Source organism: Natrinema sp. H-ect1, from assembly GCF_041821105.1.
Taxonomy (GTDB): domain Archaea; phylum Halobacteriota; class Halobacteria; order Halobacteriales; family Natrialbaceae; genus Natrinema; species Natrinema thermotolerans.
The window spans coordinates 83,183-102,640 of the sequence record NZ_JBGUBA010000003.1; the positions used below are offsets into that span (position 1 = coordinate 83,183).

18 protein-coding genes are annotated in these 19,458 nt (G+C 65.4%); 9 read left to right on the top strand and 9 right to left on the bottom strand.

What is annotated here, in order from left to right; genetic code table 11:
* Window positions 1-62 precede the first annotated feature (62 nt).
* Both ACERIM_RS08755 and ACERIM_RS08760 read right to left on the bottom strand, forming a co-directional pair.
* Window positions 63-689, bottom strand: coding sequence for a hypothetical protein (locus ACERIM_RS08755; RefSeq protein ID WP_373632140.1), 627 nt, complete (start codon window positions 687-689; stop codon window positions 63-65).
* A 144-nt stretch (window positions 690-833) separates the two neighbouring features.
* Entirely contained in the window at window positions 834-2,012 is a 1,179-nt protein-coding gene (locus ACERIM_RS08760; protein ID WP_006648470.1) for an aspartate kinase, read from the bottom strand.
* Between the two features lie 206 nt (window positions 2,013-2,218).
* Between ACERIM_RS08760 and ACERIM_RS08765 the strand changes: the two genes are divergently transcribed.
* Entirely contained in the window at window positions 2,219-2,656 is a 438-nt protein-coding gene (locus ACERIM_RS08765) for a hypothetical protein (protein ID WP_015298622.1), read from the top strand.
* Window positions 2,657-2,889: 233 nt separating this feature from the next.
* Here ACERIM_RS08765 and ACERIM_RS08770 read toward each other — a convergent pair whose 3' ends face one another.
* The gene (locus tag ACERIM_RS08770) at window positions 2,890-4,449 is read right to left on the bottom strand and encodes a DNA-directed DNA polymerase II small subunit (RefSeq protein ID WP_373632142.1); all 1,560 of its coding nucleotides are present in this window, start codon (window positions 4,447-4,449) and stop codon (window positions 2,890-2,892) included.
* A 178-nt stretch (window positions 4,450-4,627) separates the two neighbouring features.
* Between ACERIM_RS08770 and ACERIM_RS08775 the strand changes: the two genes are divergently transcribed.
* Entirely contained in the window at window positions 4,628-5,503 is an 876-nt protein-coding gene (locus ACERIM_RS08775; protein ID WP_049965255.1) for a S26 family signal peptidase, read from the top strand.
* Between the two features lie 92 nt (window positions 5,504-5,595).
* Complete coding sequence (locus ACERIM_RS08780; RefSeq protein ID WP_373632143.1) at window positions 5,596-6,555, top strand: S26 family signal peptidase; 960 nt, start codon at window positions 5,596-5,598, stop codon at window positions 6,553-6,555.
* An 87-nt stretch (window positions 6,556-6,642) separates the two neighbouring features.
* Here the strand turns inward: ACERIM_RS08780 and ACERIM_RS08785 are convergent, their stop codons facing one another.
* A complete protein-coding gene (locus ACERIM_RS08785; RefSeq protein WP_006648466.1) occupies window positions 6,643-8,403 on the bottom strand; it encodes a Cdc6/Cdc18 family protein in 1,761 nt (586 codons plus the stop codon).
* A 1,250-nt stretch (window positions 8,404-9,653) separates the two neighbouring features.
* On the opposite strand from ACERIM_RS08785, the gene ACERIM_RS08790 reads away from it, so the two are divergent.
* From ACERIM_RS08790 to ACERIM_RS08805, 4 genes are all read left to right on the top strand, one after another.
* Window positions 9,654-10,292, top strand: a complete 639-nt coding sequence (locus ACERIM_RS08790; protein ID WP_006648465.1) for an Era-like GTP-binding protein — start codon at window positions 9,654-9,656, stop codon at window positions 10,290-10,292.
* Window positions 10,293-10,298: 6 nt separating this feature from the next.
* A complete protein-coding gene (locus tag ACERIM_RS08795; protein WP_006183099.1) occupies window positions 10,299-10,700 on the top strand; it encodes a DUF2073 domain-containing protein in 402 nt (133 codons plus the stop codon).
* Entirely contained in the window at window positions 10,700-11,686 is a 987-nt protein-coding gene (locus ACERIM_RS08800) for a Zn-ribbon containing protein (protein ID WP_373632145.1), read from the top strand. Before ACERIM_RS08795 ends, ACERIM_RS08800 begins: the two co-directional genes overlap by 1 nt.
* A gap of 342 nt (window positions 11,687-12,028) precedes the next feature.
* On the top strand, window positions 12,029-12,811 hold the full coding sequence (locus tag ACERIM_RS08805; RefSeq protein ID WP_006648463.1) for a hypothetical protein: 783 nt from the start codon (window positions 12,029-12,031) through the stop codon (window positions 12,809-12,811).
* A gap of 128 nt (window positions 12,812-12,939) precedes the next feature.
* Here ACERIM_RS08805 and ACERIM_RS08810 read toward each other — a convergent pair whose 3' ends face one another.
* Complete coding sequence (locus ACERIM_RS08810; RefSeq protein WP_006648462.1) at window positions 12,940-13,518, bottom strand: ATPase domain-containing protein; 579 nt, start codon at window positions 13,516-13,518, stop codon at window positions 12,940-12,942.
* A gap of 349 nt (window positions 13,519-13,867) precedes the next feature.
* On the opposite strand from ACERIM_RS08810, the gene ACERIM_RS08815 reads away from it, so the two are divergent.
* A complete protein-coding gene (locus ACERIM_RS08815; RefSeq protein WP_006648461.1) occupies window positions 13,868-14,548 on the top strand; it encodes a class I SAM-dependent methyltransferase in 681 nt (226 codons plus the stop codon).
* A 204-nt stretch (window positions 14,549-14,752) separates the two neighbouring features.
* Here the strand turns inward: ACERIM_RS08815 and ACERIM_RS08820 are convergent, their stop codons facing one another.
* Window positions 14,753-15,328, bottom strand: coding sequence for a DUF1684 domain-containing protein (locus ACERIM_RS08820; RefSeq protein ID WP_373632147.1), 576 nt, complete (start codon window positions 15,326-15,328; stop codon window positions 14,753-14,755).
* A gap of 138 nt (window positions 15,329-15,466) precedes the next feature.
* Window positions 15,467-15,703, bottom strand: coding sequence for a hypothetical protein (locus ACERIM_RS08825; protein ID WP_006183093.1), 237 nt, complete (start codon window positions 15,701-15,703; stop codon window positions 15,467-15,469).
* Window positions 15,704-15,914: 211 nt separating this feature from the next.
* On the opposite strand from ACERIM_RS08825, the gene ACERIM_RS08830 reads away from it, so the two are divergent.
* Window positions 15,915-18,287: an ATP-dependent DNA helicase gene (locus ACERIM_RS08830; protein WP_373632601.1), complete on the top strand. Its 2,373-nt coding sequence runs from the start codon at window positions 15,915-15,917 to the stop codon at window positions 18,285-18,287.
* 16 nt (window positions 18,288-18,303) lie between these two features.
* On the opposite strand, the gene ACERIM_RS08835 is transcribed toward ACERIM_RS08830, so the two are convergent.
* On the bottom strand, window positions 18,304-18,792 hold the full coding sequence (locus ACERIM_RS08835; protein ID WP_373632150.1) for an adenylyltransferase/cytidyltransferase family protein: 489 nt from the start codon (window positions 18,790-18,792) through the stop codon (window positions 18,304-18,306).
* Window positions 18,789-19,097 carry a hypothetical protein gene (locus tag ACERIM_RS08840; protein WP_006648455.1) on the bottom strand — a complete coding sequence of 103 codons (309 nt, stop codon included), beginning with the start codon at window positions 19,095-19,097 and terminating at the stop codon, window positions 18,789-18,791. Before ACERIM_RS08840 ends, ACERIM_RS08835 begins: the two co-directional genes overlap by 4 nt.
* Window positions 19,098-19,458 lie beyond the last annotated feature (361 nt).

Genomic DNA, 19,458 nt, shown 5'->3' on the forward strand with positions numbered 1-19,458 from the left:
TCGACGGCCGAAACGGGCGGCCTGCGGTCGAACGCGGCTGCCGAACGCCTCGTCGACCGCAGTCAACGGGCACCGGTGTCGCCGAACGCGTCGTTCCCGACCCGCGTCGGCGTCGGTTCGGGACCGACGAGTTCCAGATCGGTTCCGGCCCGGACGGTGAGCGCGGAATTCGAGTCGCCACCGTCCCCGCCCGCATCGCCGGTCTCGATCGTCTCGGCTCGCCGGCTCGAGGCCGTGTCACCGCCACTCGAGGCGGCGTCGGAGCCGTTGTCGGTATCGGCCGACGCGTCCTCGCTCGACCCGGTCGCCGTGACGGCGCTGAGTTCGGTCGCCGTCGCGTCGATCACGTCGCCGTCGTCACGGACGACGACGTCCGGATCGCCGACGAATTCGAACGCGAGGGCAGCGGCGGGACCGGCCACCCCGTCGGCCGCGTCGCTCCGATCGGGCGGGTCCGGGTCAGCCGCTGAGTCCGCGTCCGCCGGCGTGACGGTCTGGAGGTCGGCGAAGAGTTCGGCCGCCGTCGTGTCGTCGACGGCAGCGTCGTCGGGGATCGGGTCGTGAGCGCCGTCACCCTCGAGGTCCGCCGGCGAGTCGACGCCGAACTCGGCGAGGACCGCGTCTGGATCTGGCTCGACGTCGGGGAACACTTCAGTCGGGGTCGAATCCGGGCTCATGACTCGCCCCATTCGGCACCGCCCCTTCGTTACGGCGTCGCTACCGTTGTTTCGGTAGTGATAGTCACGTACTAAAATTCGTATCGATCGGGCGACAGTCACGATCTGGAATCGATCGAGCGGCGTCGGAGCGGAGCCGACGCCGGAAACCGGTGCCTAGAACAGGTCCTGGGTCAACTCGAGGGTCTTCTCTCGGTCCTCCCAGTCGACGAACAGCGCGACGCTGGTCGCGCTGGTGATGATGTCGTTGAGGTGGATCCGGGCCTCGGACAGCGGGTTGACGATCTCGCTGATGATGCCGGGCTGGTTGGGGAGTTCGCCGCCGGTGACGCGGACGACCGCGACCGGCGAGTCGACGGTGACACTCGAGAGTTCGTCGCGGGCGATGACCTCGCGGTGAAGGATGTTCTCGGCGCGTTCGGCCTCCTCCTCGTCGATGTAGAAGGTGATGGTGTCCATCCCGCTGGCGACGGCGTCGACGTTGACGTCGCTTTCGGCAAGCGCCTCCGAGAGGTGGTTGAAGATGCCGGGCTGGTTACGGATCGCCCGGCCGGCGACCGTGAGACAGGCCAGCGGCCGCTCGCGCAGGTCGACGAGGTTCTTGAACTCGCCCTCGATGCTCGTCCCGCCCGACAGCAAGTCACCGTGCTGGTAGTGGACGACGCGGACGTCTAGCTTGCCGTCCTTGTAGGAGAGCGCGGAAGGGGCAACGACCTCGGCCCCGCGAAACGAGAGGTTCCGGAGTTCGTCGACCGAAATCTCGCCGACGTTGCGAGCCCCTTCGACGACGTGGGGGTCGCCGGTCATGACGCCCTCGACGTCGGTCACGATGACGACCTCGTCGGCGTCCATGTACTTGCCCATCATGACGGCGGTGGTGTCGCTACCGCCCCGACCCAGCGTCGTGATCGAGCCGTCCGGCCCCTCCGCGAGGAACCCGGTGATGACCGGAACCGTGCCGTCGAGGTCGGCGGCGACCTCCTGGGCGCGTTTCTGGGTCTCCTCGACGTTGACCTCGCCGTACTCGTCGGTGACGACGGGCCAGCGATCGCTGCCGGGTTCCAGGAAGACGGCGTCGATGCCCCGGGCCGTGAGTGCGGCCTTGAGCATCCGAACCGACGTGCGCTCGCCCATGCTGACGATCTGGGCGCGGTCTTCCTCGTCGGTCTCGAAGGTGATCTCCTCGAGCAGTTCGTCGGTGGTCGACCCCATCGCACTGGCGACGACGGCGATCTCGTGACCGTCCTCGACGGCGGCGGCGATCGAGTCCGCGGCGCGGTTGATCCGGTCGCCGCTACCGAGACTCGTGCCGCCGAACTTGGCTACGACGCGCATGCTGACACCTCGCTGACCGTGTGCGTGACGGTGGTGTGACTCATACTCGTTCCGTTACCAAGGCGTGCAGATAACTGTGTCCCATCGACCGTGTTTTTGCCCCGGTCGTTCGGCCCGCAACGGCCCGAAACTGACAGTAACGATACCAGTCAGGGAAGACACTCGCGACCGGGATTTATTGTCGTGCGTAGCATTACCACATGCCGATGAACGTACGGGACGCCCTCGAGGCCGACGCCGACGCGCTCGCGTCGATCGCCGACTCCCCGACCGACGTGATGCGGAATCTCGTCCACGACCGGACGGTGCGCGTCGCGGAAGACGGGAATCACGATCCCAACGCCGACGTCTCGGGATCGCAATACGACGGCTCCGATCCGGAGGACCTCCTCGGGTTCATTAGCTTCGACGCGCGCGAAGATACTGTTCACGTTACCCAGCTCGACGGGACGGACGAAGCCTGCAAACGGCTGCTGGCCGAACCGGTCCGGTTCGCCGAACGCGAGTCGATGGCCGTCGAAGTGCTGGCCGCTCGCGACGCCGATCCGATCGAGACCGCCGCCGAGGACCTCGGCTTCGAGCGCCGGGGCCGCGGCCCGCGGTTCAACGGCTCCCCGACGGTCCGGTTTCGACTCGAACCGTAGCGAAACAGGCGGTTGTATGGCCTCGAGCCGAAGAAGACAAACGAGTGTCCGTACCGCGAGTGAGCGAAGCGAACGAGCGGGCCGACGACCGATGTGAGCGAGAGCGCGGCACGTAGTGCCGCGAAAGCGAGCGGCTTCGCCGCGAGCAACGAGCGAACGGAGGGAGGAGGCTTTTCATCGAAGTTTTGCCGAGTGCAGTCGCTCCGCGACCGCACGCAGCGCAAAAGTTCGGTTCAGCTGAACTTCTGGACGGTCACGTCGAGCGTGTCTAGATCGACGATCGGCGCGAAGCCGGCGTCGGGATCGATGTTGACGCTCTTCTGGAAGTCCGTCTGGGCCTGCCAGCAGCCGGAGTTGATCGCCAGCACGTCGTGGTACTTGCCGAAGCCGAGCTTGTGGACGTGACCGGTATGGAAGATATCGGGTACCTCGTCGATGACGAGATAATCCTCCTCCTCGGGCGCGAGTCGCGTGTGACCCCCGAACTGCGGCGCAACGTGGCGCTTCTTGAGGAGGTGATACATGGCCTTGTGGGGGTCGTCGTAGCTGGCTTTGTCCTCGGGCAGTTCCGCGATGACCTCGTCCAGACTGACGCCGTGGTACATCAGGACGGAGACGCCCTCGAGGGTCACCATCGAGGGGTTGCTCACGATCCGGGGATCGTGGGCGGACATGATCTCGCGCAGTTCCTCGTCGAAGCCGGGCTGGGGTTCGGCCAGTCGGACCGCGTCGTGGTTGCCCGGGATCATGACGATCTCGATGTCGCCGGGGATCTTCTTGAGATGTTCGCTGAAGGCCTCGTACTGTTCGTAGATGTCGACGATGTCGAGTTCCTCGTCCTGATCGGGATAGACGCCGACGCCCTCGACCATGTCGCCGGCCAGCAGCAGGTACTCGACGTGTTCCGCTTCCGCGGTGTGAAGCCAGTCCGCGAAGGCGTTCCAGGCGTCGGCCATGAACTCCTGACTGCCGACGTGGACGTCGCTGATCAGCGCTGCCTGCACGTGACGGTCGGCCGTCGACGGCTCGTGGGTCCGAGGAACGTCGGGGAAATGCAGCGAGTCGACGAAGGCGATTCCCGAGTCGTCCGCCAAGGTCCCCTCCATCGCCAGCACCTCGTCACAGAGCAGCTCGTCGACCAGATCGACGTACTCCCGGTCCTTCATCACCAGCCACGGAAAGGTTCCCGTGGCGTCCTCGAGTTCGATCAGCCAGTGGCCGCTGGCAGTCGATCGGATATCGTTGACCAGTCCGACCATCGCGACCTCGCTGCCCCCGGGCATGTCCTGAATGGCGGTCGCCGGCCGGTGGTTGACCCGTCCCTTGAGCTTGCCGCCCAGCCGGTCGAGCCGGTCGCGAAAGACCGAGACGAAGTCCTCGTACTCGCCCGTCCCGGTACTCTGGCCGGTCATGTCGCCGATGATCTCGAGAGCGCGTTTCGCGGGATCGACGGAGCGATCGGCGGGCAGGGACCCCCCCGTTTCAACTGGAGTGGCTCCGGCCGGTTCGTCGCCCGGGTCCGGGTCGGTTCCAGTTGAAACGGAGGGGGTCGAATCGCCGTCGGGAACGGCGGTCGGCTCGGCACGAGCGGCGTCGGGGGCGTCCGCCGAGAGCGCCGCCTCGACGTGTTCGGTCCGGACGACTAAGGCGTCCTCGGGGACCGCCTCGAGGACGCGTTCGAGGGCCGCACCGGGATCCGAGGCCCCGGCGAGCCGCGTCACGGCCTCGCGTTCGGCGTTGTAGCCGCGGCTCGTGAGTTCGCCGACGATCCGCGCGGGGGCCTCGAGTGGCACAGCCGTCACATTCGCGAGCGGAACAAAAAGGGTAGCGAATGCCGGGTCCGCCGGCAACCGGCGACCGATCGGGCTGCTCCGTCGCCGGGACGGGATCGTCCGAAGCCGGACGAGCGATCGGTTGACCGACCGGCCGCCGCCGGAAGGTTCATGCGCGACTCGACGCAACTGCTCGTCAATGGACGGGCCCGACGCCGGCGAGAGCGACCGCGGCCGATCGGGGCCACCCGACGATCCGCCGACCGCCGACGTGTCCGATTCGGCGGCCGAGCGGGACGGAGCCGACGACCGACTCGCGTCCCGTCCCCGCCCGGGCGAAGGCGTCACGATCGACGACGGGATCGTCCGCTGGTTCCTCGAGGCCGACGACCGAGCGGCAGCCGTGGGTCGGGATATCGCTGCGAGCCTCGCGATCGTCGGCGTCGTCGGCCTCCTGCTGTTTGCCGTCGCCGGTACCTGGCCGCCGCTGGTCGCCGTCGAGAGCGGCAGCATGGAACCCCACCTCGAGCGGGGAGATCTCGTGATCGTCGTCGACGAGGGGCGATTCGCCGGCGACGGTGCTGTCGACGGAACCGGCATCGTCACGCGCGAGCGCGGACTGGAGACGGGCCACGAGACGCTCGGCGATGCGGGCGACGTCGTCGTTTTCAGACCGAACGGCGACCCGCATCAGACCCCGACGATCCACCGGGTCGCGTTTCGGGTCGAGAAAGGGGAACGCTGGATCGAGACGAAGGCCGACCCGGCGTTCGTCAACGGCGCGACCTGTACCGAGATCCCGTCGTGTCCGGCACCCTACGACGGGTTCATCACGAAAGGCGACGCCAACCCAGCATACGATCAGATCCCGCGGTCCGGGGCGGACACGACCGTCGTCAAACCCGAGTGGGTCCGGAGCAAAGCGATGGTTCGGCTCCCGTGGCTCGGCGAGATCCGGCTGGCGGTGGATTCCGCCCGTTCGCTGCTGGGCGTGGGTCCGGCGGGCGTCGCAGTCGTCGCAGGACTGGTCGCGATCGCGCTGTTTGCCGCGGCTGCCGACGGCCGCGATCCGTAGGACGTTTCGTGCCGGGCACTACGATCCGTCGCGGCGATTGGCAGTCGCGACGAACGGAAAGTTGATTGGCGGCCCCGGCAAAACGGGGCACGATGAGCGGTTCTGATTCCGGGGATCCCCCCGGCGATTCCGGCGACGATCGCGAGCGGTCGGCGGCGAGTCCCGGCCGCGACTCGCCGGATGACAACGCCGAGAGTTCACAGCAGCGCGGTGACCGCGAACACGCCAGTGGCGACGGCGTCACGATCGAGGACGACGGCATCGTCCGCTGGTTCCTCGAGACCGACGACGAGAACGTCGTGTTGGTTCGCGACGTCGCGAGCAGCGTTGCTCTCGTTGCCGTCGTCGGCCTCCTGTTGTTCGCGGTCAGCGGACTCTGGCCGCCGTTGGTCGCCGTCGAAAGTCCGAGCATGGAACCGAACATGCACAGGGGCGACCTGATCTTCATCGTCGAGGACGGGCGGTTCACCGGCGACGGGGCCGTCGGCGACACCGGCATCGTCACGATGCAGCGGGGCGAGGAAACCGGCTACTCGGAGTTCGGGAATCCCGGCGACGTGATCGTCTTCCGGCCGAACGGCGTGACCGAAACAACGCCGATAATCCATCGCGCCCACTTCTGGGTCGAGAAGAACGAGAGGTGGGTGGAAACGAAGGCCAGCGAGGAGTTCGTCAACGGCGCGACCTGCGAAGAGATCGCGTCCTGTCCCGCTCCCTATGCCGGGTTCATTACGAAAGGCGACAACAACCCCGGCTACGATCAGTTGCCGGGGTCGGGTGCCAGAACGACCGTCGTCAAACCCGAGTGGGTGACCGGCAAGGCCATGTACCGGATCCCGTGGCTTGGCCACGTTCGACTGACCGTCGACAGCTTCCTGGGCGGCATGGTCGTCCCCGGCTCGCCTGCGGGTTCGGCCGCTCCCGCGACGACCGCGTCGGCTGCTGGCTCCGGCGCGTCAGGGACAGGACTTGGTGGGGCAGTCGCCGGCGCGACCGGTACCGCCGGACTCGCCGGCGGTGCCGTCCTCGCTGCCGGTCGCTACCGGTCCTGACTCGCAGTTCCGTTCTTGGAGCGTCACCCGTCGGTACTGGCAGCGAAACGAATCGGCGACGAAAAGACCATCGGAGACCGGCGGAACTCAGTTCTCGAACCGAGCCTGTACGAACGGCTGGACGTCGTCGATATCGGAAAGCCGCGAATCGGAAAGGAGGACAGCCTCCGTCTCCTCGAGCGGGACCGAGAGACTGATCTCCTTGGTTCGGCCGTACCGGCCCTTGGAGACGACGACGGCGTTGACGATGCCGAGCATGTCGAGTTCGCTGATGAGGTCCGTTACGCGACGCTGCGTAAGGACGTCCGCGTCGATCTCCTCGCAGAGCCGTTTGTAGATGTTGAACACCTCACCCGTGTTGATGCTGTGGACGCCGTTTTTCTCGAGTAGGATGATCGCGAAGAGGACGAGTTTGCTCTGGGTGGGGAGGGTGCGAACGACCTCGACGACCCGATCGAGTTCGATCTTGTCCTGAGCCTGTCGGACGTGTTCCTCGACGATCGTCTCCGACTGGGAGCGCTCGGCGAGTTCGCCGGCGGTCCGCAGCAGGTCCAGCGCACGCCGTGCGTCCCCGTGTTCCTGTGCGGCGAAGGCCGCACACAGCGGGATCACGTCGCCTGAAAGCGCGCCCCCCTTGAACGCGACTTCGGAGCGATGCTCGAGGATGTCCCGCAGTTGATTGGCGTCGTAGGGCGGGAAGACGATCTCCTCTTCCCCCAGCGAGGACTTCACGCGGGGATCGAGGAAGTCGGTAAACTTCAGGTCGTTCGAGATGCCGATGATCGAGACCCGCGAGTTCTCGAGTTCGGAGTTCATCCGCGAGAGATTGTACAGCGTGTCGTCACCGCTTTTCTCGACGAGTTTGTCGATCTCGTCTAACATGATGACGACGACCCGCTCGTCGTAGTCGACGGCATCGAAGAAGACGCTGTAGACCCGGTCGGTCGGCCAGCCGGTCATCGGTACCTCTTCGAAGGAGTCCTTGTCGTCTCGTAACCCCGCGATCCGGGCTTCGATCTCGTCCCGGTCGTCGAACGGCGTCGATGCGAGCGGGTGGTCGGGCGTCGGATCGGCGGCCCCATCTCCGGACGCCTCGGTCCCGTCGGCAGCGTTCTCGAGTGCTGCCGGTTCGGTTTCGGACGATGAATCTGTTCGGTCACCGGACCCCCCTTTTTCGAGTGGAGAATCACCGGACTGCGGTCCGATGTCAGTTCCAGTCGAAGTTTCGGCGTCGCCGTCAACCTCGTCCTCGGAGACGAAATCGAACGGGTCCGACGCCGTCCCGTCCGCCGGCTCGTCGCTCGAGGCATCGACGTCGATAGCGCGGTCGTACGCCTCGAGATCGTCCAGCAGGGACTGGAGTTCGTCGATCCGCTCGTCGATTCGAGCCTCGTTTTTCTCGATGAACTTGTTCGCGAGCTGTGCGAGGACCCGGTACTGGGTGTCGGTGACCTCGCAGTTGATGTACTCGACGTCACAGGGGACCGAGTACTTCTGTGATGTACTCTCGAGTTCCTTGCTGACGAACTTCGCGCTCGCGGTCTTGCCGGTCCCGGTTTTCCCGTAGATGAGAATGTTCGAGGGGGTCTCCCCGCGGAGCGCGGCGACCAGAATCGTCGCCATCTTGTTGATCTGATCGCTCCGATGGGGGAGTTCGTGTGGGGTATAGGACGGTCGCAGGACCTCCTTGTTCTCGAAGATCGGTTCGCCGCTCAACAGATCATCGAACAGGCCCTGATTCGACTCTTCGTCGCCGAGATCCGCGTTCTCGAAGTTTCCCGAGAACCCGTTCGCTCCGTCGACCTCGACCTCGTCCGAACCCGTGATCTCTGAATCGTCGTCTGACATCGGTCGTACACGAACCCCCTGGTTTCGGGTGGAGTACCGAGCCGGCAACCGGGAAGAGCCTCGTACGATGGCTTCCTTCAGTGGATTCGCGATCCCGGTTACACGATTCGGGTCCAGTTGATGCAAACGAAACAGAGGAAAACCACGCTAATAAATTTGTCCCTTCCCCGTCCGGATCGAGAAGCAGCCGCCGATCGATGGCTGTGACTCGGCCCTGCCAACGACATCGTGTCCGCCGTTCGGTGGCCGAACGGAACCGATCGCCGCTGTTCACACGCTTGAGTCACGAGCGACACCGCCGTCCGAAAGGTGAGTTCGAACCCGGGATCGGGGGCAGGGGAGAGCATTGGGAACGGAATTTCGAGTCGACCGGCAGGGGGCTGGCTTCGACTGGAACGGACGGACGTACTGCGTGTGCGTTGGTATCTACATGTCGACGATACATGTCGACGATACATGTTGGGGTAGTAACCGAAGAGTGCGGCCGAGTTCTGTATCGGAAGTGGATGTGGGACCGACTGACAGAGTCGGAAGAGAATGTGTGGTGTGCGATACCAATATCCGATACCTTCCCCCCCCCCACCCCTTCGTTTCGGGTGGAACATAGTCCAAGGGTGGGGTGGGGGGAGGGGGTCATTTTGGGAGGGAAGTTTTATTTAGATAGAATAGAAACAGTATCCGCAGAACTAGCAGACACCAGTATTTTGCTAGAGGGTTATTTGGTATTGCTAGTACCTACTAGATCGACACCTCATAGCTTCTCTAATTACTAGATTAGTCTTCGAGTTACTAGAACCGATCCCTCCGCCGCGTTCGGCCTTGAGACCCTCCCGAACGGCGGCTCGAGTGGAAGTCAAGGGGGAATCCGCACCGACTCCGTCTCTTGATCCACTCCCCCGTTCGTTGGTCTCCACTCGAAACGAAGGGGTGGGGGGCTCCGCTCCGTGATCCTACTAGGTGGTCCTTTATCACATACAGTTCGACACACCGTATCGGGCCACTCGTTACCAGAGACCAATGTTGCCCTTCGAAACACGGTTCTATGCTAACGGCTCGGAGAGGAACGCGTTCTCGAGTCCTACTGCCGTTTTCCCTCGATTATCAGTCACTTCTCGTCAGTTCTAGGTAAACCACTGTCCGTCCGACCGACAACTCCCGTTCATCGAATTGTCTACATGTCTGACGTAGGCTTAAGTGAGTTCAGTTTGTAGTACGCGCAACTGCACCCCGCGGTGCTGGAGGCCCCACAGATGGGACTGTTCACAGAACTCAAAGATAGTATCTCTCGGGCAACGGATCGCCTGTTTTCGGAACAGGAGCCCAAACGAATCGGTATCTACGGTCCGCCCAACGCTGGAAAGACGACGCTCGCGAACCGCATCGCGCGTGACTGGACCGGTGACGCGGTCGGCGCGGAGAGTCACGTCCCGCACGAGACGCGACGCGCACGCCGGAAAGAAAACGTCGAGATCGAACGCGACGGCAAGACGGTGACCATCGATATCGTCGACACGCCCGGCGTGACGACGAAGGTCGACTACGAGGAGTTCACCGACGATATGGACGAGGAAGACGCCATCCGTCGCTCCCGGGAAGCGACCGAAGGCGTCGCCGAGGCGATGCACTGGCTGCGCGAGGACGTCGACGGCGTCATCTACGTCTTAGACAGCGCCGAGGATCCGATCACACAGGTCAACACGATGCTGATCGGCATCATCGAATCGCGCGATCTCCCCGTTCTCATCTTCGCGAACAAGACCGACCTCGACGACTCGAGCGTCAAACGGATCGAAGACGCGTTCCCCCAACACAAGACCGTCCCCCTGTCGGCCAAAGAGGGGGACAACATGGACGAAGTCTACGACAACATCGCGGAGTACTTCGGGTGACCACCGATGCCAAAAGCAACTAACGCGGACGATGCCGATGCCCCCGACGGCGTCCAGATCGACCTGATCAGCGGCGAACGCATGGCCGGCATGGCGACGATGGAGAAGATCAGGATGATCCTCGACGGTGTCCACGACGGCAACATCGTCATCTTAGAGGAGGGGCTGACGCCCGACGAGGAAAGCCGGCTCATCGAGGTGACGATGGCCGAGATCAGTCCCGACGAGTTCAACGGGATCGAGATCGAGACCTATCCCAAATCCGAGACCCGCGACTCGTCGCTGTTGGGCCGAATCATGGGCAGCAATGAGACGGAAGCGAAACTGACGGTGATCGGCCCGGCCAACCAGATCGAGACGCTCCACAAGGACGAAACGCTCATCAGCGCGCTCGTGTCCCGCAACTAATGCCCCATCAGTGTACGAACTGTGGCCGGCAATTCGCCGACGGCTCGAAGGAGATGCTGTCGGGCTGTCCCGACTGCGGCGGGAACAAGTTCCAGTTCGCGCCGACCACGACGGCCGCAGCCGATTCGTCGGCCTCGACGGAGGCCGAAACCGACGGCTCGGGTGCAGTCGATGCCGGGTCGACGCCGGACTCGAGCGATACCGAGTCCCCGGACGGCGTCGCGACTCGAGCCGCCGAAACCGTCCGGAACCTGATGTCCGCCGGCTCGGCCGACGACGCCGAATCGGACGGTGCCGACCACCGACGACCGGCGGATACGGAACCGACTGCGGACACGGAACCGACCGTGGACGACGGTTCCTGGCCCTCGAGCGGGGCCGCCGAGACGGACGGTTCGGAGCCGGCAACCGGCAACGATGCCGGTTCCGCAGGGGAATTCGACGAATGGCCGGAGACGGCTCGCCGACCCGCGGACCGCTCCGACCCGCCGGCGGATCGGACGGTTGACGACACCGACCGGCCCGATCAGTCGTCGGACGGCTCGAGCCGGCCGACAGAGGGCCCGACGACGACGTACGCCGACGACGAGAACACGGCACAGGCCGACGCCCGAAGCGAGGTCGTTCCCACGGACGAACTGCCGGCACACGAGGGTGACGAACCCCGACTCGAGACCGAGAGTGGCGACGAGTCCCATCCCGGCACCGATGCCACGGGCGACTCCTCACCCGTGACCGACGCCGCCGACGCGCCACCGGACCACGGACGGGTCGTTCAGGAGCCGAGCGGCCAGCGCCCGTCGATCGAGGAACTCCGGGCGGAACTCAACGAACAGTTCGAGAGCATCAAGATCGTCCGCCCGGGTCAGTACGAACTCAACCTGATGGAGCTGTACAACCGCGAGGAATACATCATCTCGCTCCAGGAGGACGGCCGCTACGTGATCGACGTACCGGACTCGTGGCGAGACGCCGACGACGAGTGACACGGCCTCCGACACCCCTCCGTTTCGATTGTAATTCACCTGTCGTCTCCTTCGTGGCTCTCTCACACAGTGAAACCCGTTCCATTGGAAACGATGCCCACAATCCGGCTCTCCAACAGGTCGTACTGACGGCGATCCGACGACGGAGTCTCACGCAACTTCGGTGTGACCGTCGAATCCACTGTAGCCGCTCGAGGGCAGTCTCCGAACGAAGAAAGATGGATTTAAACGACGCGGCTACGACCCCTCGAACATGAGTACCGCAACCAAGGTCGTTCTCGCGACGGTCGGAGTATCGGCGCTCCTGTCGATCCTGCTCGTCTTCCAGACCGCACTCGCCTGATGTTCGAGGCCCGTGCGCTCTCGGCGGCGGTCGACGCCGTCCGCGAGAGCCACGCACCCGACGTTCGGGTCCTCGACTGCGAACGCGACTTCGAGACGTTGAACCCGGCACGCGCGGAGGATCTCGGGCTGGTCGTCGACTCGCTCGAGCCCGCGAGCTACCCGGCAGCGTGGCTGCCCGAGGACGCACCGACACTGCTCGCTCGCTACGCGAGTTCGGAGCTGACGATCGGGATGCCGGGCGACGGCAGCGTCGCCTGGACCCGCCAGACCGAGCCACCGCTCGTGCTGGTCAAACCGCGCGTCGAGGGCTCGCCCGACGCCTTCATCGACTTCCTGATCGCCGAGGCGCTGGTCCAACTCGATCTCGGCGTTCCGGAACACTTCATCGGCTTCTTCGAGGACTCCTATCCCGCCCTCGATCGGGCGGTCGAACTGGACCCGAACGGCACCTATCAGGTCGCCGCGGCGCTGTACGACGGCTGGGTCGGACTGCAGACCCGGGAAGTATTCGCCGAGTGGCACGACGACCATCCCGACCTCGCCGACGCCTGGCAGGACGCGGGGACCCGCCTCGAGGATCGCGTTTCGGACCTGCCGCGGGCGGTCGCACGCGGCGACACCGATTTCGCCGACGCGACGGAACTGGCGTGTGCGGCGATCAAGCACGCGATCGAGTTGCCGGCACCCTTCGCCGCGCTCGACACCGAGGCCTACCTCGATCACGGCCCCGAGTACGCCATCCAGTGGGCCGAGACGACCTTCGAGTCGCTCGAGAACTAGTTCGTTTGGCGTCGGCTGTCGGCAACTAGACGCCTGCACTCGATCGTCCAAACGAGTCATGACACAGCACGCGCCACGCTGTGACGCTCTTCTGTGACCGGGAACCCGAACTCACCGCTGATCGCCGCTCAGAAGTCGGCGTCGATGCTGCCGTCCTCGTCGAGGTCGATTACGCCGTCGAACCGGTCGCGGAATCGGTCGACCAGTTCCTCGTCGTGGGGGTCCTTGGCGAGGTGGAACAGTCCGACCGCGTCGTACTCGGCGAGCAACTCGAGGATCCGGTCGACGGCCTCGAGGGCCTGCTCGTCGCCGGCGTAGTAGGCGAGTTCGGTGACGGAGTCGATACTGATGCGGCGTTTGCCGTCGTGTTCCGCGAGGAAGCCGTCGATGTGATCGACGATGCCGTCGACGTCGTCGGGGGCAGCGACGTAGTGGACGGTATCGGAGGAGCGCCGGGAGTAGCCGCGTTCGATGCTCAGCGTGTCTAGGATCTCGGCCCGTTCCTCGTCGACATCGTAGTACTCGAGTTTCTGTCTGACTTCGCGGGCGGTGGTTCGGGTGGAGACGACGAGGAAGTTGTCGGTATCGGTCTTGAAGAAGTCGGTGTCGATACGGTCGGTCTCGCCGGTACTCGGATGCAACAGGAGTACCCCGGTGCCGCCCGGTATGGTTGCCGGTGTCCCGTCTATCTCGAGCGTATACTCCATACTGGCCGCAACAACTCCGGGAACTCCCTTAAGCGTGCGGATGTCTCTCCCGGGGAAGTCGGAAGCGGTGGAAGGGTCTGAAAAACTGGCGAGGGGTGGGACAGTGCGACTCACCGAACGTCGAGACGAAATCCGGATGCCCACGGATTTCGATCCGACGACCCTTCGCCCGCTACTTTTTAGGCCAGCCTAAAGAGTCTGTCGGTGGTTCTCGTGACAGTGAGAACGATCGCCGATACCGGTGATCGTCGTCCCATCGATACCCCTGCGCTACTGCTGTCCCATTCCATGGGGGTTGCTTCCGTCTCGATGCGAACGCGTTTAGGGTCGCGACGCGACGCTTGTGGATATGAGCGTTCGCGAGGAGTTCGACGACTGGGCGGCCAGCGGTCGGGATAGAGGCATGGAAGAACGACACTGGCACACCGCAAAACACGCGCTCGCACGGATGCCGATCGAGTCCGGCGACACCGTCCTCGATCTCGGCTGCGGGAGCGGCTACGCCGGCCGCGCCCTGCGGGACACGAAGGACGCAGGGCGGGTCTACGGCCTCGACGGCTCGCCGGAAATGGCACACAACGCGGCCGGTTACACGGACGAGTCGGCCGTTGGCTACCTCGTCGGGGACTTCGACGAGTTGCCTTTCGCCGACGACTCGATCGATCACATCTGGAGCATGGAGGCGTTCTACTACGCCGCCGACCCCCACCACACCCTCGAGGAGATCGCCCGGGTTCTCCGGCCCGGCGGTACCTTCTACTGTGCGGTCAACTACTACGAGGAGAACGTCCACTCCCACGAGTGGCAGGAGTTCATCGCCATCGAGATGACCCGGTGGGACCGCCACCAGTACCGCGACGCCTTCCGGGAGGCGGGCTTGCACGTCGCCGAACAGGACAACATTCCCGACCGCGAGATCACGATTCCGCCCGCGGCCGAGTTCCCGACCGAGGACTGGGAGACCCGCGAGGCGATGGTCGAACGCTACCGCGAGTTCGGGACCCTCTTGACCGTCGGCGTCGCACCCTGATTCCCCGCATTCGGCCGCCCGCCACACAAGAATCGCGTTCTGCCGTCCGCGATCGACCCGGAGTCGTGAGTCGAAACCCCCCGGTTTCCACTCGAGGTTCGTAACCCCCTTCGAGGGGCCGTCACACGGCCGCTGACTCGAGTCGAAACGGTCCCGTCCGATCGGTGACAATCATCGGCTCGTGACTGTGGCGTTTCGCCGTCGTTATTCGTGGCGTTCGCCGGCCGGGATCGCGACCTCGAGCCAGTTCTCCTCGGGCGGGAGCGGACAGTCGAACGTATCGCTGTAGGCGCAGAACGGCGAGTACGCGAGGTTGAAGTCGACGACGATCTCGTCGCCGTCCGCGAGGTCCCGATCGGGCTCGAGTTCCATGTAGCGGCCGCCGTCGTAGCTCTGCTGGCCCGTCGTCTTGTCCCGGAAGGGGAGGAAAAGCGGCTGCTCCTCGGGGCTCTCCTGTTGGTAGGCCGCGAGTTCGAACGTGCCGTCCTGCAGCTCCTCGTCCTCGCGGTCGAGGTCGAACTCGAGCGTCGCGACCCGCAGGTAGCGCATCTCCCGGCCCGCAGTGGTGTCTAGCAACACGACCTCGGGGTCGTCGTGGACCGTCGCGGTCGCGGTCACGCGGTAGGTCGGATCCGGCTCGAAGTAGTCCAGTCCCGCGAAGTCCTCGCGCTCCTCGGGCGGGATCGGCGACTGCGGATGGTCAGCGAAAAAGTCGTCTTTCTCGGCGCGTTTGGACTCGAGTTCCGTTCGCCAGCGGTCGACGTCGATGGAATCGCTCATAGCCGGCGTAGGCGGCCAAGCGGGGAAGGCGTTGTGCTTCGACTCGATTTCGGTCGCTATGAGCGCGCTCTATCGACACGTCGAAAACACGGTCGATCGGGCCATCACTGCGCCGTTCGATTTCTGTACTCCGGCGCGCTACTCTTCGATCGTGAGTACGCCGTTCCGGGCCGAGACGGCGGTCGCTTCCGGCGGGAGTTCGAACTCGAACTGCTCGCCGTCCGCGATGATGATCGCGGTCGACCCGACGATGTCGACCGAGATGTCCGCGGCCGACGTGCCGAAATCGACCGCGATGGTGCTACCGTCATCGTATTCGAACGTCCGAACGACCACGTCTCGGTCGACGTTCTCGAGGGAGTGGGGAACCTTCACACACGACCTAGGGACTGAGCTAAGTAAAGGGTCACGCTGGCAGCAATCGGGTGGGTCGATCGCGGATCGATCGTCGGCCCCGTAGCGTCGCGACCGCCCGCTCGATCCCGACCGATCCGGCATCGCACCGAGCGACCCGAGGTTTATCACTGAGCGAGCGACCACTCCAGTCCGTCAACGCTATGGACGACCGACCATGAGTACTGGCAGAATGACGGACTGGCGGACGGTGTTCGGCCACGACGAGCCCTACGAGCCGCAGGTCGACGGTATCGAAACGGCCATCGACACCGGACGAGAGGGCGGCTACACCGTCATCGAAGGCGCCTGTGGTACCGGGAAGACGATGATCGCGCTCACTGCCGGGATCGATCTGGTGCGTGATCCCGACACCGACTACGAGCGCGTGTTCGTCCTCACGAGCGTCAAACAGCAACTGCGCCAGTTCGAAGCGGACCTCGAGACGATCAACGAGAACCTGCCGGCCGACTGGAACCCCGTGTCGGGACTGACCCTCGTCGGGAAGGCCGACGTCTGTCCGTACAACCGCGAGAAAACGGCTGGGTTCGACGACGGAACCGTCTACGATCGCTGCGAGACCCTGCGTGATCGGACCCGCGATCTCACCGGCGAGGGCGGCGATACGACCGCGAAGAACCTGGCCGCCCGCGCCCGCAGCCAGCAGATCGGGCTGGCCGACAGCGGGAATCGGTCGAAAAACACGTTCCTCGAGACCGCCGGCGAGCCGACTCCCTACCCGCCCGACCTGCCGGAGTACGGGGAGGGCGGGCCGGTCGGGGCCGAGACCGAGTACTGTCCGTTCTACGCACAGTATCTGGAGGATCTGCCGGACGACGAGGACGGATCGCCCGCGGAGGCGATACCCTACGACTTCACCGATGCGGGAATGATCACGCCCGAGGACCTCGTGGCCCGCTCGGTGACACACGGCACCTGCCCTCACTCCGTGATGGGGGCCGCCCTCGGCGAGGTCGAGGTCGTCATCGGCAACTACTACCACGCCTTCGATCCCCGTACCGTCGGCTCCTTCACCGGCGCGCTGCTCGACGACTCGACGTTCGTCGTCTGCGACGAGGCCCACATGTTAGAGCCCCGCGTCCGCGACCTGGTCAGCGAGGGCGTTGCCGACCGCACGCTTCGGGACGCCGAGACCGAACTCTCGCGGGTCATCCAGCCGGTCAAATTCGAGCGCGAGGGCCGGCAGGCCGAGGGCGGCTCGAAGACCGCCGACGCCGACCTCGTCCGCGGCGAACTGAACGATAGCGACGTCTCGTTCGAGGAACTCAACCGCACCCTCGAGTTCGTCCAGGACCTCCGGGCCGAACTCGATCGGCGCGTGACTGCCTCCCTCGACCGCAACCACCGGGGCTGGCAGTCGAACCTGAACGACCTCGAGGATGCGGAACTTCCCCTCCGGGACCCCGCAGCGCCCGCCGAAGACGAGCTGACCGAGTGGGCCCGCGAGGAGGGGTACGGCGACGCCGACTGGGTCCGCGCCGAGGCCGTCGGCGCGGTCGTCCAGCGGGTCTTAAACGAGGCGGAAGACGAGGACCGGACCCGCGCCGCGCCCGCCGTCGGGCGGGTCCTCGGCGAGTGGTACCGCCGCGGCCACACCGATTACTTCCGCGAGATCGAACTCGAGCGCACCTGGGACGACACCGAGCCGCCCGATTCGTGGCGACGGGCCTACAACGCTCGCCTCTCGCTTCACAACTGCGTCCCAAGCGACGCCATCGGCGACCGACTCGGGCACTTCGGCGGCGGCGTCCTGATGAGTGCCACCCTCGAGCCGATCGAGGCCTTCACCGAGGTGACGGGCCTGCAGTACCTCGCACGGGAGGAGGACCGACCGGTCGTCGAACGCCGGTACGGCCTGCACTTCCCCGCCGAGAACCGCGAGAGCTTCGCGGTCGCCGCGCCGAAGTACACCTACGACAACCGCGGCCGACCGGGCGAGGAGAACCCGACCCGCCGATCCTATGCGAACGCCGTCGCGACGGTCGCCCGCCTCCCCGGCAACGTCCTCGTCGGCATGCCAAGTTACGCCGAGGCCGAGTGGATCGCCGGTCGGCTCGAGGATCGGGTCGACAAACCGGTCCTGCTCGACGTCGCCAGCGACGACGAGACCACGGAGTCACTCAAGGACGAGTTCTTCGCGGGCGAGGGGAAGGTGCTGGTCACGAGCCTGCGGGGAACCCTGACCGAGGGCGTCGACTACAGCGGCGACCGACTCGCCGCCGCGGTCGTCTGTGGCGTCCCGATCGTCAACACCTCGAGCCCCAGGACGAAGGCCGTCCGACGGGCTTACGACGACGCGTTCGGCGACGGCTTCACGTACGCACTCACGATTCCCGCCGTCCGGAAGGCTCGACAGGCCATCGGTCGGGTCATTCGCAGCCCCGAGGACGTCGGCGTTCGCGTCCTGCTCGACGAACGGTACGCCCGCGACAGCTGGGACTCGGTTCGCCCGTATCTCCCCGACGACGGCGAGTTCCAGCCCGTCAGTCCCGACATGCTCGATGTCGGTCTCGATCGGTTTCAGTCACGGCTCTCCTCGCAGTAGCGTCGCCCGTTCCCGCTCAGTCGTCCGATTCGGCCTCGAGCGACGGCCGTCGCTCGTCCCGCCGCCGCGCGAGAACCCGGTCGACGATGTCGCTACTCGAGTGCAGGCGCTCCGCCGTCGGCTCGAGCCCGCTCGCCCGCTCGACGCGACAGTCGATTCCCCACGCTGCAAGCAGCCCGGCGATCTCGTCCTCGTCGTGGTGCTGGTCGTGACCAAGCACGACGACGTCGGGATCGATCTCGCGGATCGGTACCGAGAAGTCCGATGGATGGCCCAACCGGGCGTGATCGACCGCCTCGAGCGCGGCGACGGCGTCCCGACGCTGCTCGCCCGGCAGCACGGGGTCGGGTTTGTGCGTGACACTCTCCGCGCGGGCGACGATGACGTGGAGTTCGTCGCCGGCCGCGGCGGCCGCCTCCAGATAGTGGACGTGGCCGGGATGGAGGACGTCGAAGGTGCCCTGAGCGACGACTCGCGTCGGTCGGCCGGACGGTCCGTCGGTCATACTGACAGCTCCGTGGTGACGGTGATGTCGGTGGTTTCGGCGTACAGCGAGTAGAGCAAGATCGCGAACCCAAGCGCCGTCGCCGAACTCTGGAGGGCGATGCCCAGTCCCATCGTCTCGCCGAGGAGGTGAACGCCGCCGCCGAGGATCGAGCCGACGACGATGACGCCGAAGCCGGCGGCGACGGCACGCAGCGCCGCCGACCCGGTCCGTCGGAAGGCCCGATAGGCGAGCAACGCGATTGCGCCGCCGGTCAGTACCGTCGCCGTGTTCGCGATCGCGATGGGGAGCGTGTACTCGTTCATGGCTCGGTGGGGCAGCGGCCGCCGTCCGAGCCGCCCTCTCGAGTCGGTCGCCGCGAGAGGCGGTGGGGAGTCGCGGCGACGAGAGGTGGTCGACCGTCGGCCGTCTCCGTACCCGTTCGTCCTCGGAACAGTCACTTGAGTACGCCCACCGGTTCTCGAACCAAAGGAACGTGGCCGATGATGTTCGCCGCATTCCGACGGCCGACCCGCCGCCGACCGCCCGGGAGGACAGCCGATCGCGACGGCGTCGGCGAACCGGGGGCTTCAAGCGGCATCGTCAAGGAATCCGTACTATCAACCGTGACCGGACGTCTTTTCTCCGAGGGCGGAGTCGTACCGCTGGCCGCCGATTCCGGCGGGC

Coding starts and splice junctions, on each gene's coding strand:
- ACERIM_RS08775 (WP_049965255.1), top strand. CDS start 4,628: ATGGACGGGCCCGACGCCGGCGAGAGCGACCGCGGCCGATCGGGGCCA.
- ACERIM_RS08790 (WP_006648465.1), top strand. CDS start 9,654: ATGGGACTGTTCACAGAACTCAAAGATAGTATCTCTCGGGCAACGGAT.
- ACERIM_RS08830 (WP_373632601.1), top strand. CDS start 15,915: ATGACGGACTGGCGGACGGTGTTCGGCCACGACGAGCCCTACGAGCCG.
- ACERIM_RS08835 (WP_373632150.1), bottom strand. CDS start 18,792: ATGACCGACGGACCGTCCGGCCGACCGACGCGAGTCGTCGCTCAGGGC.
- ACERIM_RS08760 (WP_006648470.1), bottom strand. CDS start 2,012: ATGCGCGTCGTAGCCAAGTTCGGCGGCACGAGTCTCGGTAGCGGCGAC.
- ACERIM_RS08785 (WP_006648466.1), bottom strand. CDS start 8,403: ATGTCAGACGACGATTCAGAGATCACGGGTTCGGACGAGGTCGAGGTC.
- ACERIM_RS08820 (WP_373632147.1), bottom strand. CDS start 15,328: ATGAGCGATTCCATCGACGTCGACCGCTGGCGAACGGAACTCGAGTCC.
- ACERIM_RS08765 (WP_015298622.1), top strand. CDS start 2,219: ATGAACGTACGGGACGCCCTCGAGGCCGACGCCGACGCGCTCGCGTCG.
- ACERIM_RS08800 (WP_373632145.1), top strand. CDS start 10,700: ATGCCCCATCAGTGTACGAACTGTGGCCGGCAATTCGCCGACGGCTCG.
- ACERIM_RS08805 (WP_006648463.1), top strand. CDS start 12,029: ATGTTCGAGGCCCGTGCGCTCTCGGCGGCGGTCGACGCCGTCCGCGAG.
- ACERIM_RS08815 (WP_006648461.1), top strand. CDS start 13,868: ATGAGCGTTCGCGAGGAGTTCGACGACTGGGCGGCCAGCGGTCGGGAT.
- ACERIM_RS08755 (WP_373632140.1), bottom strand. CDS start 689: ATGGGGCGAGTCATGAGCCCGGATTCGACCCCGACTGAAGTGTTCCCC.
- ACERIM_RS08780 (WP_373632143.1), top strand. CDS start 5,596: ATGAGCGGTTCTGATTCCGGGGATCCCCCCGGCGATTCCGGCGACGAT.
- ACERIM_RS08840 (WP_006648455.1), bottom strand. CDS start 19,097: ATGAACGAGTACACGCTCCCCATCGCGATCGCGAACACGGCGACGGTA.
- ACERIM_RS08810 (WP_006648462.1), bottom strand. CDS start 13,518: ATGGAGTATACGCTCGAGATAGACGGGACACCGGCAACCATACCGGGC.
- ACERIM_RS08795 (WP_006183099.1), top strand. CDS start 10,299: ATGCCAAAAGCAACTAACGCGGACGATGCCGATGCCCCCGACGGCGTC.